Source organism: Dyadobacter ginsengisoli DSM 21015 (genome assembly GCF_059568735.1).
In genome coordinates this window covers 823,943-838,818 of record NZ_JCANTY010000003.1, presented here as the reverse complement: position 1 = coordinate 838,818, position 14,876 = coordinate 823,943, and the positions used below count along the sequence as shown (strand labels likewise).

At 47.0% G+C, this 14,876-nt stretch carries 13 protein-coding genes; 7 read left to right on the top strand and 6 right to left on the bottom strand.

Going from position 1 to position 14,876, the window contains the following annotated elements:
• Positions 1 to 13: 13 nt before the first annotated feature.
• From BP71_RS14155 to BP71_RS14145, 3 genes are all read left to right on the top strand, one after another.
• Positions 14 to 649, top strand: a complete 636-nt coding sequence (locus BP71_RS14155) for an OmpH/Skp family outer membrane protein (protein ID WP_496380226.1) — start codon at positions 14 to 16, stop codon at positions 647 to 649.
• A 7-nt stretch (positions 650 to 656) separates the two neighbouring features.
• A complete protein-coding gene (locus BP71_RS14150; RefSeq protein ID WP_496380224.1) occupies positions 657 to 1,298 on the top strand; it encodes an OmpH/Skp family outer membrane protein in 642 nt (213 codons plus the stop codon).
• Between the two features lie 278 nt (positions 1,299 to 1,576).
• A complete protein-coding gene (locus BP71_RS14145) occupies positions 1,577 to 3,175 on the top strand; it encodes a hypothetical protein (RefSeq protein WP_496380222.1) in 1,599 nt (532 codons plus the stop codon).
• Positions 3,176 to 3,213: 38 nt separating this feature from the next.
• On the opposite strand, the gene BP71_RS14140 is transcribed toward BP71_RS14145, so the two are convergent.
• Positions 3,214 to 3,972 carry a lipoprotein signal peptidase gene (locus BP71_RS14140; RefSeq protein WP_496380220.1) on the bottom strand — a complete coding sequence of 253 codons (759 nt, stop codon included), beginning with the start codon at positions 3,970 to 3,972 and terminating at the stop codon, positions 3,214 to 3,216.
• A gap of 51 nt (positions 3,973 to 4,023) precedes the next feature.
• Positions 4,024 to 5,226 (bottom strand): proline dehydrogenase family protein, encoded by a 1,203-nt coding sequence (locus BP71_RS14135; protein WP_496380218.1) that lies wholly within the window; start codon positions 5,224 to 5,226, stop codon positions 4,024 to 4,026.
• Positions 5,227 to 5,412: 186 nt separating this feature from the next.
• Between BP71_RS14135 and BP71_RS14130 the strand changes: the two genes are divergently transcribed.
• Positions 5,413 to 6,507 (top strand): chorismate mutase, encoded by a 1,095-nt coding sequence (locus tag BP71_RS14130; RefSeq protein ID WP_496380216.1) that lies wholly within the window; start codon positions 5,413 to 5,415, stop codon positions 6,505 to 6,507.
• Positions 6,508 to 6,562: 55 nt separating this feature from the next.
• Here BP71_RS14130 and BP71_RS14125 read toward each other — a convergent pair whose 3' ends face one another.
• Together BP71_RS14125 and BP71_RS14120 are read right to left on the bottom strand one after the other, a co-directional pair.
• Positions 6,563 to 7,204 (bottom strand): SGNH/GDSL hydrolase family protein, encoded by a 642-nt coding sequence (locus BP71_RS14125; protein WP_496380214.1) that lies wholly within the window; start codon positions 7,202 to 7,204, stop codon positions 6,563 to 6,565.
• 12 nt (positions 7,205 to 7,216) lie between these two features.
• A complete protein-coding gene (locus BP71_RS14120; protein WP_496380212.1) occupies positions 7,217 to 7,804 on the bottom strand; it encodes a thymidine kinase in 588 nt (195 codons plus the stop codon).
• Positions 7,805 to 7,919: 115 nt separating this feature from the next.
• On the opposite strand from BP71_RS14120, the gene BP71_RS14115 reads away from it, so the two are divergent.
• Positions 7,920 to 9,014 (top strand): DUF8457 domain-containing protein, encoded by a 1,095-nt coding sequence (locus BP71_RS14115; RefSeq protein ID WP_496380210.1) that lies wholly within the window; start codon positions 7,920 to 7,922, stop codon positions 9,012 to 9,014.
• 60 nt (positions 9,015 to 9,074) lie between these two features.
• Here BP71_RS14115 and BP71_RS14110 read toward each other — a convergent pair whose 3' ends face one another.
• Positions 9,075 to 9,920 (bottom strand): hydroxymethylglutaryl-CoA lyase, encoded by an 846-nt coding sequence (locus BP71_RS14110; protein WP_496380208.1) that lies wholly within the window; start codon positions 9,918 to 9,920, stop codon positions 9,075 to 9,077.
• 150 nt (positions 9,921 to 10,070) lie between these two features.
• Entirely contained in the window at positions 10,071 to 11,132 is a 1,062-nt protein-coding gene (locus tag BP71_RS14105; protein ID WP_496380206.1) for an NAD-dependent epimerase/dehydratase family protein, read from the bottom strand.
• A gap of 240 nt (positions 11,133 to 11,372) precedes the next feature.
• Here BP71_RS14105 and BP71_RS14100 point away from each other — a divergent pair, with 240 nt between their 5' ends.
• Positions 11,373 to 12,104, top strand: coding sequence for a hypothetical protein (locus BP71_RS14100; protein WP_496380205.1), 732 nt, complete (start codon positions 11,373 to 11,375; stop codon positions 12,102 to 12,104).
• Positions 12,101 to 14,872, top strand: coding sequence for a TonB-dependent receptor domain-containing protein (locus BP71_RS14095; RefSeq protein ID WP_496380203.1), 2,772 nt, complete (start codon positions 12,101 to 12,103; stop codon positions 14,870 to 14,872). Before BP71_RS14100 ends, BP71_RS14095 begins: the two co-directional genes overlap by 4 nt.
• Positions 14,873 to 14,876 lie beyond the last annotated feature (4 nt).

Sequence of the window (14,876 nt, the reverse complement as noted above, 5' to 3'; positions counted from 1 at the left end):
TTAGCGGCTTGGCATGAAGAAGATTTTTATTTTACTAGTTTTGTCAATTCTATGTAGTTCATCTATATATGCCCAGAAGATTGGGTATACAGACATGGAATTCATAACCAGTAAAATGCCGGAATATCAGGCGGCACAGACGGAGATGAAGAAGTTCTCCGAGAAATGGGCCAAGGAAATCCAGGACAAGATTGCGGAGATTGATCGTATGCAACGCGCATACATGGCGGAGGAGATCTTATTAACGGATGAACTCAAACGAAAGAGGCAGAATGAAATAAAGGAGAAAGAGCTCGAAGCGGGAGAGTACAACAGTAAGATTTTTGGTATGGAAGGATTGATGTTCCAGAAAAAAAAGGAGCTCATGAAGCCGGTTCTGGAAAAAGTGCAACGGGCGGTAACCAAGGTTTGCAGTCAGCGTAGGCTCGATTTCATGTTTGATAAATCCAGTGATATCGGAATGCTTTATACGAATCCCAAGCACGACTATTCAGATTATGTGATGGAGGAGCTGGGAATTGATCCAAAAGCGAACAGAGCGGCACCAGCTGATAAAAACGCCAAACCGGAGCAACCTGCACAACAGCCGACACCTACTCAAAACTCACCAAAAAACAAAAAAGTACAACCAGTAAACTTAAATAAGTAACAGCGCAATGAAACAAAAATTGATGGCTTTTTTGGTCCTGATGACCATAATCACCACCCCTATCTTAGCCCAAACTACCCCTGCAAGCGGACTTACTAAAATCGGTTATACCAATGTCGACTATATAATTGGCAAATTGCCTGAAAGTAAAGTAATGCAGAACCAGCTGGAAGTAACCAAAGCACAGTTGGACAAAGCAATTGGGGAGACATACAAAGAGGCTCAGGAGAAATATGAGGCCTATCAAAAAAATGGGGCTAATATGACGGACGTGATCCGCGCCGATAAAGAAAAGGAACTGCAGAACCTGTCAACCAGAATCGAAGAAATGCGTAACAATGCACAGACTTCTTTGCAGACCAAGCAGCAACAGCTGTTGGAACCGATCCTGACAAAAGTGAATAATGCTATTCAGGAAGTGGGCAAAGAAAGCGGTTTCCTTTACATTCTGAATATGGATGCAGGTGCAGGAACAACGCCTATTATCCTGTTCGCGGCGTCGGAAGAGAACAATGCGACGAATCTGATCCTAAGAAAGTTGGGAGTGGATCCGGACAAGATAGAGGCTGCAGCTCCCGCAACGACCCCGGCTAAACCGGCAAGTGCGCCAGCTACAACCGCACCAGCGACGACTCCTAAGAAAAAATAATAGAGAAAATATTGAACTTAAAAAGCCGGGGTGCAGTCTTCTAAATGACTGCACCCCGGCTTTTGCATTGGACATAAGCGCGCTTAGGACTTATTTTTGTTATACACCTTTGAAAGTGCTTATATTCGAAAAGTACAAATCGCGTTTCATAGGCCGGGCGGCTTTCAGGACATTTTAAATTTGCATCTAATCGCAGGGCATTCTATACAGGAATTGCTAGTTTTGCGTTTAATTCTAAGTATCTGCTCACCCATCGGATTAATTATATTTTTGATGTTATGCTAACAAGAAAAATTCATAAAATACTGATTCTCCTTATACCCGTTTTTTTTGTTTCCAGGGTTCAGGGGCAGGATAATATGAAGAACAACTCAACAGGACCTCTACAACTTATATTCCCTGCCGAACCCGAATGGAATGTCTTATATGAAGGGAAAGAAGTTAACTTCCATTTACAAGTCAGGGGTGGAAAGAGCGACTCCGCCCGCTATAATGTAGCCAGCGGCCTGACAAAAGATATGAAGTTTGACTCGACCGGGCACTTCGTATGGACACCGGGTTATGACATCGCGGACCGTATCAACACCACCAAATCTTTCCCGATCGTATTCGAAGCGCAAAATGCCGCGGGGGAAAGCGTTTCCCGAGAGATTGTTTTCAAGGTAAACCATGTGAACAGGGCACCTCAGGTGGACGAGTTGCAGCCCTTCTACGTACAGTATAAAACACAGAATGTGTATAAAATTGACATGGGTGCGGTCCGCGATCCGGATGGCGACCCTATCGTCTTTGTGCCTATCCTGGAAGAAATGCCGGAAGGGATGAAGCTTTCTGCCGCAGGTGAAATTACCTGGGAGCCATCCATCGCCCAATTCAGTATTTTGAAGAAAGGCCCGAGGTATATGGAGTTCTATATAGAAGATCAACCCTCCAAGACGAGGACCAAGGGGCGTTTGAAATTGGATGTCACCCAAATGGATCTGGCACCCGACTTCACGATCATCCCGCAGAATTCGGTCATCCGCAGTGCTGAAAACAACCGTATCAATTTGCGGTTTACATTGTCGGATCCTAATGGAGAGGATGATATTACGACATTCAATTTTATTTCTGAGAATAAAAGGGTTCCTGCCGGTGCATTAGTAAAGAACACTCCGACAAGTTATGAGTTTATCTGGGAGCCTGGTTTCGAATTTGTAAAGGATCCATTTGATACACTGGCATTCAACATTACCTTCTATGTTTTGGATAAAGCCCAAAACAAAAAAGAACGTACAGTGAAGTTCGTCATTAAGAATACCGTGGATGAGAGTCTGCGTGATACTTACGTTTATAATTTGTACAGGGGAGCGTTGGTAAATGCATGGGGATTGCTTGAACAGATGACTGAAAAGGAAGGAGAACTGAAGAAGGCATATTCCAGGGCAAAAAGAGGTAAGCGTAGCCGATCGCTTGTTAATGCGTCACTTGGAGCGACAACCGGTTTGGCTCCTGTAATTGCAAAGACGGATCAGAATGTCAGAGGCTACATCACTACCATCGGTGGCACAACTGTTGCAACGGTAGGTACTTTGGAAGCCACAGAGGTGATCGGTAAGTCTGTAAATGGTTTGCTGGATAGGTTCAACTACGTGATGCAGAAGAAAAACGAACTGCAAAACAAAGGCGACGTGTTCGCGCGGGAGTACGGACAGAAATCGGCCAGACGGCAACCTGATTTTATCAGGAAGCTGGACGAGTTCAAAGCGTTGATGAATCTCAGCGGACTTGTGGCATTGGAACTGGATGCGAACTGGGAGAATAAGAAAGAGGCGACCGACAATGCGATCAAAAAAGCATTCAAGGATTTTGTTCCTTATACCAAAGATGAGAATTGAGAAAAATAGGGTTTGTATAGCAACAAAAAAGAGAGCGATCAGCTCTCTTTTTTGTTTTCATTATCGTCCTGCGGAGCGGAAGTAGCTGTCGGAGCTTCATTCTCTGCTCCGGTTTCTGTGGTGTCGGTTACAGGCGTTTCACTTTGTGGAGATTCTGGCTCGTGATTCCCGTTGATATCCTCTTCCGGCGTGTCCTCGTCATCGGGATGAGGCGTGGCGGAATGGAAGCTTCCCTGGAATATCAGAATGCTGCACACTCCCAGGAAAATGCAGGAATCGGCAATGTTAAAAATCGGTGTGGAGTAGTATTGCCCGCCCCAGACCGGTACCCAGTCGGGAATAAAACCTTCCCAGAAATCTACGAAAATCATGTCAATGACTTGCCCGTGAAACCATGGGGTAGGGGAGCCATAAGGCGCATTATCCAGCAATACACCATAAAATGTACTATCGATAACATTTCCAACTGCGCCGGCCAGAATCATCGCCAGCGCCCAGAGCAGGCCTTTGGAGGCACCCGCTCTCGCCAAATGGATCATGTAGCCCCCTATGGCTACCATGGCTACCAGCCGGAACAATGTAAGGAAAAGCTTGCCGTACTCATGTCCAAGCTGCATTCCAAAAGCCATTCCCGGATTAAGGACATAGTGCAGTTTAAACCAGTCTCCGATCAGCGCAATCTGCCCGGAAAAGCCGGGTTGCATGTATTTATGAACCAAAAGTTTGGAAGCCTGATCAATACCGATAAGGATAATACTGAAAATGAGGTAGGGAGCTGGATTTCTGGATTGGTTCATTCGGTTTTTAATACAATTGACGATTTTCAGAATGCGAAAGTAATAACTTACTTATAAAGAACCGATTCCTCTTCTCTTCAATTCGCTTTTAACTAACAAAAACTCCCGGCTGCTTTGTCCGGCAATCGAGGTGTTTTCTTCCGCACGACGGATCAGGTAGGGTAAAACGGCATCAATAGGGCCATAGGGGACGTACTTGGCTACATTGTAGCCGGCCTTGGCCAGGTTATAGGAGATATTGTCGCTCATGCCCAGTAGCTGTGCAAACCAGATCCGGTCGTCTGCATGGGCAATGCCGAGTTTCTTCATCTTGATCGCACAATATTGGGAGCTGTACTCATTATGCGTTCCGAGACAAATAGCGACGTGTTCGAGGCGATCGAGGCAGAAGTCGATCGCAAGATTGTAGTCAGTATCGGTAGCTTCTTTGGAAGTGTGAATAGGGTTGAAATATTCATTTTCACGTGCACGGAGCCTCTCCTTTTCCATATAGGCGCCGCGTACCAGTTTGCCGCCGAGAAAATACCCTTTTTGTCTGGCGTTTAGAAATGCAGTTTTCAGGTTCTCAAGCGTTTCATGGCGGTAAAGCTGGTAAGTGTTGTATACGATCGCTTTTTCGCGGTTAAACTGCTGCATCATTTCGTACGCAAGATCGTCGATCACGCCCTGTATCCAGCTTTCCTCCGCATCAATGAAGATCCGTACACCTAATGCATGCGCATGCTGGCACAGACGTTCCACACGTTGCGCGGCACGCCGGTAGGCCGCCTGCTCTTCCCCGGACAGCGGATCTTTACGTTGCACTTTTTCGAGGAGGTCGGAGGAAGCTACTCCGGTTACCTTAAAAACCGAAAACGGAATGGTCTTTGAATCCGCGGCCTTATCGATGGTTTTCAGTATTTCGGTAGCGGTAGCGTCGAAACTGCTCTCCTTGTCTTCTCCTTCAACGGAATAATCCAGTATCGTGCCGATACCCGACTGACCCAGGGAAGCGATTGTCGGATTACAGTCGTTAATCGTCTCACCGCCACAGAATTGTTCAAAAATGGTGACTCGGATGAGATTTTTTATAGGTAAGTTAAGTTTTAGTGCGAGCTTTATAAAAAAAGTGCCTAAATTTACCACTCGAGCCTGATTCATAAGGCTGAATAACCAGTATGTCTTCCTTAGTTTAGCGTCTGATTTGGAGGCGAAGGCAACGGAAGTATCTTCAAAAAATACAGGTATTTGGTCTTTTGGTGACGGATATGCCATTTTTGATGTACGTTTTTCCTGGGCAACTGTTTAACAAATGATTATAAAAACACAGGAAGAAAGTAATACACGTTAAGAAGTTGATTGACTTTTACGGCATCAAATGTACGTCAATCCAAGAAATACGCATAATACCGGATCAAAATATTACAATTATCAATTTTTTTAAAGGACAAGTTTTTGAGTATGAATGCTTCTCTAGATATCCTACCGCTTAGCAGTTGGATCAATACCGAAGGAAAGCCTTTGGTAATCGCCGGGCCTTGCAGCGCAGAGACCGAGGAACAAATGTTAGAAACCGCAACCCAGATCAAAGAGGAAGGATTTGCGCACGTAATCCGTGCGGGAGTTTGGAAACCGAGGACTCGTCCAGGAAGCTTTGAAGGTATGGGAGAAGCAGCTTTGCCATGGTTGCAGGCTGTGAAGCAGCAAACAGGCTTGCCCGTAGCTGTGGAGGTTGCTACGCCTCAACATATCGAACTGGCGCTGAAATATGGAGTTGATATTCTTTGGGTGGGTGCCCGTACAACCGTTAACCCATTCAACGTTCAGGAACTTGCCGATGCACTGAAAGGAATCGACGTGCCGGTTTTGGTAAAAAACCCTGTAAACCCAGACCTGCAACTGTGGGTAGGAGCGCTGGAACGTTTGAACCAGGCTGGCGTGAAAAAACTGGGTGCTATCCACCGCGGTTTCTCCAATGCTCAGGAAACCAAGTTCCGTAACTCCCCCATGTGGAATATCGCTATCGAATTGAAAACGATCTTCCCGCAACTGCCGGTAATCGGAGATCCAAGCCACATGGCCGGCAAGCGTGCATACCTGTACGAAATCGCCCAGCGTGCGCTTGACCTGCACTATGACGGTCTGATCATCGAGTCACACCGTGATCCAGACAAAGCTTGGTCTGATGCTGCCCAGCAGTTGACACCGGCTGCATTGGGACAAATGTTGCACGACCTCCACGTTCGTAAAGAGTCTTACGGCAGCGATTACCAGTCACAACTGGAAATCATCCGTGGTAAAATCGATAACCTGGACCGTGAGTTGCTCGAAACATTGGCAAATCGCATGGCTCTGGTTGAGAAACTGGCGGAATATAAACGTGATAACAACGTAGCTGCTTATCAGGTTGACCGTTTCCGTGAGGTTCTGGAAACCCGCGCCGGATGGGGAAGAAGCATGAATCTATATCCAAATCTCGTGGATGAGCTTTTCAAACTCGTTCACATGGAGTCGATCCGTAAGCAAACCGAGGTGATGAACCAGGTGAACGCATAAGATCGAACTGAATATAATAACAAAAGCCGCTTCGGATGGAGCGGCTTTTGTTGTTTCAGATGTTTTTCTCTTTTAAAACCCTGGTAATTTCCCGAGCCCAGATTTTATAGGCTTCGGTATTCAGATGGGTTTTGTCGACGGCATAAGCAGGTTTGAGACCGGTGGAGTCGGAAATGAACTGGTTCAGATCAATGTAAGTAATGCCGTTTTCTATGCAGTAACGGGTCAAAAAGCTGTTCAATTGATCGACCTCCCGTTGGCTTATCGGGTCATTTTGTTCATAAACCGTGAGTGTCACAACGGGGATAATGCGATTTTCGATCAATATTTCAATCATTTCCCGGTAATTCGCTTGCATTCTTTCCTGCGAAACACCCACAGTAATATCATTGATCCCGCCTTTAAGGAAACACACTTTCGGATGCAGATTCACAACATGGCTCTGGATGAGTTGCAGGAAATGGTAAGTACTTTGCCCCGGTAATGCATTGTTCATCACGTCAGCCCGGCCCAGCAATTCCACCCATTTTCCCTGTGCGGTAATGGAGTTGCCGTACATGACGATCGTCGGGTGCCCTTTGATCTGTACGAACCGCTGCGCGATCTTATCACGATACATATAGGCGAATATCAAAAAGGTTGCGACCAGGACCACATTCAGAGCCAGCGACAGAATCAGGAACCTTTGGTTTTTCATATCAAACAGATCTCAGGCTTTTTCGCCGAGGTTGAAACATCTTCTGCACCGCGCTTCATATAAATCGGTTTCGCCAAGCAGCACGCGCTCACTGGAGGGCGAAAGGCGGTAAGAATGCGACGCTACTTCACCGCAAACCATGCAAATCGCATGCACTTTGGTGACATACTCGGCTATGGCCATCAGCTGGGGCATGCATCCAAACGGTTTACCCATGTAGTCCATGTCCAGTCCGGCGATGATTACGCGCTTGCCGGTGTTGGCCAGATGGTCGCATACCGCTACGATTCCTTCATCAAAAAACTGAGCTTCATCCAGCCCCACGACCTCGCAATTTTGCGCCAGGTCCGATATTTGATGTGCCGATTGTACGGGTATGGAGCGGATGGAATTGTCATTATGTGAAACAATGTTCTCGTCGTGGTATCGTTTATCGAGAGCAGGTTTGAAGATCTGTATTCTTTGCCGGGCGATTTTGGCGCGGGTGAGCCTGCGGATGAGTTCTTCGGTTTTTCCAGAAAACATGGAGCCGCAAATGACTTCGATCCAGCCGGTCCGGGGATTTTGATTTTCTCTTTTGTGGGATGGTTCTACAAACATATTTTGGTGCCCGACCGACCCATTGAAAGGTCGATTTTTATTTTATATTTACAAATCAAACATATTTTTCCCAACACATCGTTACCAAAAGCTCTTATTCGTTATGCCGGATAATTTGAATTCAATCGCACTCAACCAGTACTCCGCACGGTTCACAACGACAGTTTTGAACGAAGTGTACAGGTCGCAGGACGTCATTACCGGTGCCGGATTATTAAAACTGACACCCGTAAGACAGGTCAACCTGGGTATTCTCAATCGCCTGTTTGAAGAATGGAAAAACAATGCAGAAGCCTTCCGCAGTCCTTACTTTGATTTTTCCAATGAAGAAGTAAAAAGCGCGCTGGAAGAGTTTATGAACATAGCGTCGCAGCATATAGCAGTAAGGAGGGCTGACTTGGAGCCGCTGCTGTCTGATTCAGTGAAGGAGTCATTAAAGCTATTGCTGGCGCCTGCCAGTTATTTTGAAGGCAAGATCAGAGCTGTCGCCGACGCTGAGTTTAGTCATGCAAAAGCCGAACAGCTCGTGAAATATACGCATATACACCGCGGCATTGCCGAAGCTCTTCTGGGGCGGCTAACCGACAGTGGATCAGATTCCGTGTATCAGACCCAGGCAGTGAGCTGGCTGTATGAGTTTAAGGATAATGTTGATCTAGTCGACGATACCGAGGAATATCTGTTACAGTTTTCTGAGATATTCCCGATCAACCTGAGCGAATTAAAAGTCGAGGATACCAGCAAGGGTGCCCAGCCGACGCATCGGCACGAATCGTTCTTTGATTCCGCATTCAGCGCGCTTGAACCCAGCACGTCGCGCCCTGCTGCACCTCGTGCAGAACCGGCATCAGCGGTGATCAGTGAGATCGTTGCGAAGGCTAACGCTGGCGGCGAAAGAGATTCTCTTAATAGTCGCTTCAAGGTTGAACTGCCCCAGCCTTCGGACGACAAGGCTTACGGAAGTGTGCCTGTGAAGGTGGAGAACATTGCGGGCTCCATCCCCTTGGGGCAGCGTTTCATGTTTGTCAACCAGCTTTTTGACCGAAACAGCGAGCATTTCGACAAGGCAATATATGAACTCGACAGGGTGAAAAGCTTTGAAGAGGCAGAAAACCTGATCTGGCACCGCTATGCTTCCAAATACGCCTGGGATGTAAACGGCGAGGCTGTGACCGCGCTGCTGGCTATTGTGAAAAGGAAATTTGCCTGAAAGGGTATTCTAATAACGGAATCAATGCGTCGGGTGCCCGTTATTCCGGCGCATTTTTATTTAACCTATTATTTGCCGGAACATCGACGTGGCCTTCCTGAATTCTTCGGGATCAATACAAGTCAGTTCTTCTTGTTCCCGGGCAAATTCGATCAGGCGTTCCGTTGGCATGTTTCCGACCAGATCGTCCTGCGCCATCGGACAGCCGCCGTAACCGAGGATAGCTCCGTCGAAACGTCGACATCCCGCATCATACGCGGCTTCAATTTTTACCCGCCAGTTTTCAGGTTCGGTATGAAAATGCGCTCCTATTTCAGCCTCCGGGTAATGAGGTATCAATGTGTTGAACAAAGAACGGACGTCCTCGATACGGGCGACTCCCACGGTATCAGCCAGCGAAAATGTCCCCACGCCCAATGCGGACAGCCTTTCCACCCATTCCATTACAATATCCGGTCCCCACGGGTCGCCGTACGGATTCCCGAAGCCCATAGAAATGTAGATGACCATTTCTTTCCCGTATTGGTCGCACAATCCAGCAATCCGCTTCACACGCTCAAACGACTCCCCGATGGTTGCATTTGTGTTTCTGATCTGGAAAGTTTCAGAAATGGAGAATGGGTACCCTAAATGCCTGATTTGATCGAATTGGCAGGCATCGGCGGCGCCACGCTCGTTGGCGACGATAGCGAGGATACTCGTATTGCTTCCCGACAGATCGAGGTGATCAGCAAGCCATGCCGTGTCGCGCATTTGGGGGATCGATTTCGGCGAAACAAAACTTCCGAAATCAATGGTGTCAAAGCCGGTACGGATTAGTTGGTTGAGATAAGCCAGCTTGGTTTCAGTTGGAATAAAGGGATGGTAGCCTTGCCAGGCGTCGCGGGGACATTCTATGAGTTTCATGATTAATGATTGAATGACCGAATGATTGATAATTGAAGTGTATACCCGCAGGGATGCATAGAGCAATGGGTGTTTTATAAACAAAGACTGCAATCGCGTAGTTCTTTGAACTAACGTGATTGCAGTCGGGAATCGAGGTGACTTTACAGTCTATTTCAATATGGGTGCCAGGTCGGCTTCGTTTTCGGCCAGCCAGGCTGTGATTTCTTCCACGATCTGACGGATACCTATTTTGGGTTCCCAACCTGTCAGTGCGGTTACTTTAGTATTGTCGGTGACATACAAACGAATGTCAGCAGTCCTGTTTTCGGGCACCACCTTAATGGGGATCGTTTTACCGGTAACCTCCTGGCAGATTCTGGTCAGCTCCTGTAACGATGCGCTGCTTTGAAAACCGCCGCCTGCATTCAGGATTTCTCCATTCACTTTGTCGAGATTATGCAATTGCCAATCGATGAGATTATACAGATCGGCAACGTGCAACATATCCCGGATTTGCTTCCCGGTGCCGCCATAGCCAAAGTAGCCGAGTTGCTGTTCGAAATAATGCTTGGCGATCCACAGCACCATTACGCCCTGGTCAACCTTACCCATTTGCCATGGACCGGTGATCACCCCGCAACGATTGATGACCGTTTTGAGGTTGTAAAACTCGTTATATTCCTGAATAATCAGCTCCGACGCGAGCTTGGTGGTTCCGTAAAGCGAACGGGCACCGTTCAGCGGGAAATCTTCGGCAATACCTTTCGACGATACGCCGGGTACGGGCTGTTCATCCGACAATGCGAAGCGGGTTTCCTCTTCAACGAAATTCAATGTCTCGATCGTTTTGATCGGATAAACACGGCTGGTTGAAAGAAATATAAAAGCTGCCTTGTGTTTCAATGCGTAATTGAGGCAGTTCACAGTACCCACGAGGTTGGTGTTGATCAGATAATCAGGGGTGCCGTCCAGTCCGGCCAGCACCGAAGGTTCCGCGGAAGCTTCAATTACCGTATCGACTGCCGGAAAAGCGTCGAAATCTTCCTTGTTCCGTATATCTCCGTGAACAAATTCTACGCCTGCCCTTTTTAGTCTCGGGATATTCAGTTCAGATCCTCTCCGTTTGAGGTTATCCAGGGCATAAACCTGGTAGTCGGGATAGTTTGTCTTCAGTGCGATGGCCAGCGAAGAGCCAACGAAACCGGCTCCACCGGTGATCAGAATTTTCATAAAGGTGAGTGGAAATGTGTGGTCGTATAAAAAGCCAAAGTTAGGGGATTAGAAGAAACAGCCACCTATGCGTTAAATAAATAGCATTTGATTCTTTTAAGAATTAATTAAATATTTTAAATAAAATAATTAATTATCAGATGAAGTATGTAACTTATGTTCACATCTTTTGGTACAAAGCCCCGGTACTGCAACAAGTCAACTACATTAGAACGTATTGAATAAAAATCAACTGCGTAGATGCGTATTTTTACCATTGTTTTATTTCTTATTGTCTGTGCATCAGGGAATCCCTATGCGCAAGGCACACTGGCGAGTAGTTCCTCGGCCAGGGAAGTTGCGCCCTATCCTGTGTCACTTTACAAGAAGGCGACCGATCAATCCCAAAATCTCTATAACGGAAGGCAATATTTCGTTTACGATGCGCGGATGGAGGAGCACCAGTTCCTTAAACAGCGTCGCTGGCTGAATGGAATGGTGTTGTATGACGGGCAGCAATTCGATAGCATTCCCATGCTCTATGATATCTTTAAGGATGAAGTCGTGATCCGGCATTTCAATGGGGACCATATTCTTTTGCAAACGGTTAAAGTGGATTCATTCATCATCGATAATCACCATTTTGCGAGAATGGAGGCGGGCAAGGATGTCAACCCCCAAATGCGCACTGGTTTTTATGACGTGATATATAGCGGAAAGTCGAAGACCATCGTCCGCAGGACCAAACAGCGACAGGAAAAAATTGTCGAGAAAAGAGTAATTGCTTACTATCCCGAGAAAAACTTCTTCTATGTGTTCAAGGAAGGACGATACCATTCGGTCCATACGAAGAGATCTGCTCTGGACCTGTTCCCGGAACACAAGCGAGAGTTACGCAAGGTATTGCGGGAGAATAAAATCAAATTCCGGAAGAACCGGGAAATGGCCATTACCAGGATGGTCTCAACCCATGACGAGCTAGCCAACCCATGAGAATACTTTTACCCTTAGCCCTTTTTGTTTGTTGCCTCTTTACCGCTAATCATTCAATGGGGCAAAATACCCCTGAAAAGAAGATCAGTATGCGGCTCGATTCGGCGCGGTTCGACCAGTTCGTGAAGCAGGTGGAGGCACAGACCGGTTACTATTTTTACTATGATGCGCCAAAGTTCGATAGTCTTACACTGGACCTGAACGTCCAGAACCTGTCACTGAGGGAAGTACTCGACCAGGTTTTTCGTGGCTCGGAGTTTGAATATGCGATCGATGGACAGAAAAGGATCTTCATTACGCAAGGACAGAAAATCATCACGCAGCTGACTCCGGGTTTATTCAATCCCGATAGAGCAGGGGAAACGGATACGATTGCTTACGCCGGCCCGGAAAGCGATATCAAGGAGAAATTGTTGTCCACAGCCGAAAGTAAGGTGCATGAGATCGGTATTAAAAAGCATAGGATCACGCCAGGCAATTCCACCATTACAGGCTATGTACGCAATGCCATTACGGGAGAGCCGGTAATCGGGGCAGCTGTTTTTATCAATTCTCCATCGATTGGTGTCACCACCGATGCCCTCGGTCAATATGCGCTGACCATCCCGCGAGGTAAACAGAGTGTCCGTATTAAGAGCACGGGTATGCGGGAGACGCAGCGCCAGGTTATACTCTATTCCGACGGCAAGCTGGACATTGAAATGCGGGAAAGTGTGATCGCATTGAAAGAAGTTTCGGTAAAAGCGGGAATGGACCGAAACGTGGTGGGGACGCAAATGGGGACCGTGAAACTGACGATCAAAAACCTGAAACAAGTCCCCACGGTTTTTGGGGAAACGGACCTGTTACGGACGATATTGACGTTGCCGGGGATTAAGTCCGTGGGCGAAAACAGCACCGGATTGAATGTCCGTGGTGGTTCAGTGGACCAGAACCTTATCCAGTACAACGACGCCGTTATTTACAATCCTTCGCACCTTTTCGGGTTTTTCTCTGCATTCAATCCCGACGTTTTGAAGGATGTCGAGCTGTATAAAAGCACTATTCCTTCCAAATTCGGTGGCAGACTTGCCTCGGTGCTGGACATAAATAGTCGTGACGGAAACAAAAAGAAATTTGTAGCATCCGGAGGAATCGGGCTTGTGACAGGGCGGTTGACGCTGGAGGGCCCGCTTGTAAAAGACAAAACTTCATTTTTACTGGGCGGGCGATCGACCTATTCGAACTGGGTGATCAAGGCGTTGGATAACGAGAATTATAATAAGAGCTCGGCGTCGTTTTATGATGTTAACCTTCATTTGAGCCACGAAATCAATGAAAAAAATAGCCTGTTTCTGACCGGCTACATCAGCGACGACCGTTTCCGACTTTACGGAGACACACTGTACACCTATCAGAACCAGCTCGCCTCCATTAAATGGAAACATACTTTTAATTCCAGATTGTATGGCGTGTTTACCGCGGCCCACAGTAAGTACCAGTACGCAATGGAAGCCGAAGGTCTGCCCCTTAATTCATTCGATCTGAAATTCGACATCAATCAATCCAACTTCAAGGCGGATTTTAGCTATGTATTGCATCCGAAGCATACATTGGAGTTTGGTCTCAGTACTATTTATTACAAACTACACCCCGGCTCCTTCAAGCCACGCGGGAGCGAATCGCTGATCCTGCCGGATCAACTTGAGGCAGAGCAGGCAACGGAAAGCGCATTGTACCTGGAAGACAAATTCGAGGTAAGTCCGCGCCTGTCGATTTCGGCCGGTATTCGCTATTCTTTTTTCCAATACCTCGGTCCCAAGACAGTCAATACCTACCTGCCTGGCTTCCCCATCGATTACATTTACCAGGAAGGTGTTCAGGAATACAAATCAGGCAAGAAGATCAAATCCTACAGCGGACCCGAATACAGGGCGTCGGTGCGATATAGTGTTCTGGATAACCTGTCTCTGAAAGTTAGCTACAACACGCTCCGGCAATACATTCACTTGCTGACAAACACCATGACGGTCTCGCCGACAGACATCTGGAAACTCAGCGATCCGTATATCAAGCCGCAGATCGGGGATCAGATATCGCTGGGACTTTACCGCAATTTCAGGGGTAATAAAATTGAGGTGTCTCTGGAAGGTTATTACAAAAACATCCGCAATTTCCTGGATTACAAGGGGGGCGATTCATTGATCATGAACCACAATATCGAGGCCGCGGTGATCAATACCAAAGCCAAAGCATATGGTGTGGAATTTATGATCAAAAAAATGACCGGAAAACTGAACGGCTGGCTGGGTTATACCTATGCACGGACATTATTGCGTGCAGTAGACCGCGATTCGCCCGATGCACCCAACGACGGGAACTTCTATCCGAGCAATTATGATAAGCCGCATGATTTTACACTGATCTCCAATTATCGCTTTTCGCACCGGTTCAGTGTTTCTTTCAACTTTACATACAGCACCGGTCGGCCTTATACCCCGCCGATTGGAAAATACGTCATTGATGGCTCTCAGCGGGTGTATTATGCCGACCGCAACCAATTCCGAATTCCGGATTACTACCGCACCGACCTTGCGATGAATATTGAAGGGAACCATAAAATCAAAAAGCTGGCGCATAGCTCCTGGACATTGGCGGTTTACAATCTGTTGGGCAGGAAAAACCCGACTTCGGTTTATTTCCAGACTGTGGGCGGAAGGGTTAATGGATACCAGCTTTCGATTTTCGGACAGCCGATCCCTACCATCACTTATAATTTCAGATTCTAAAAAG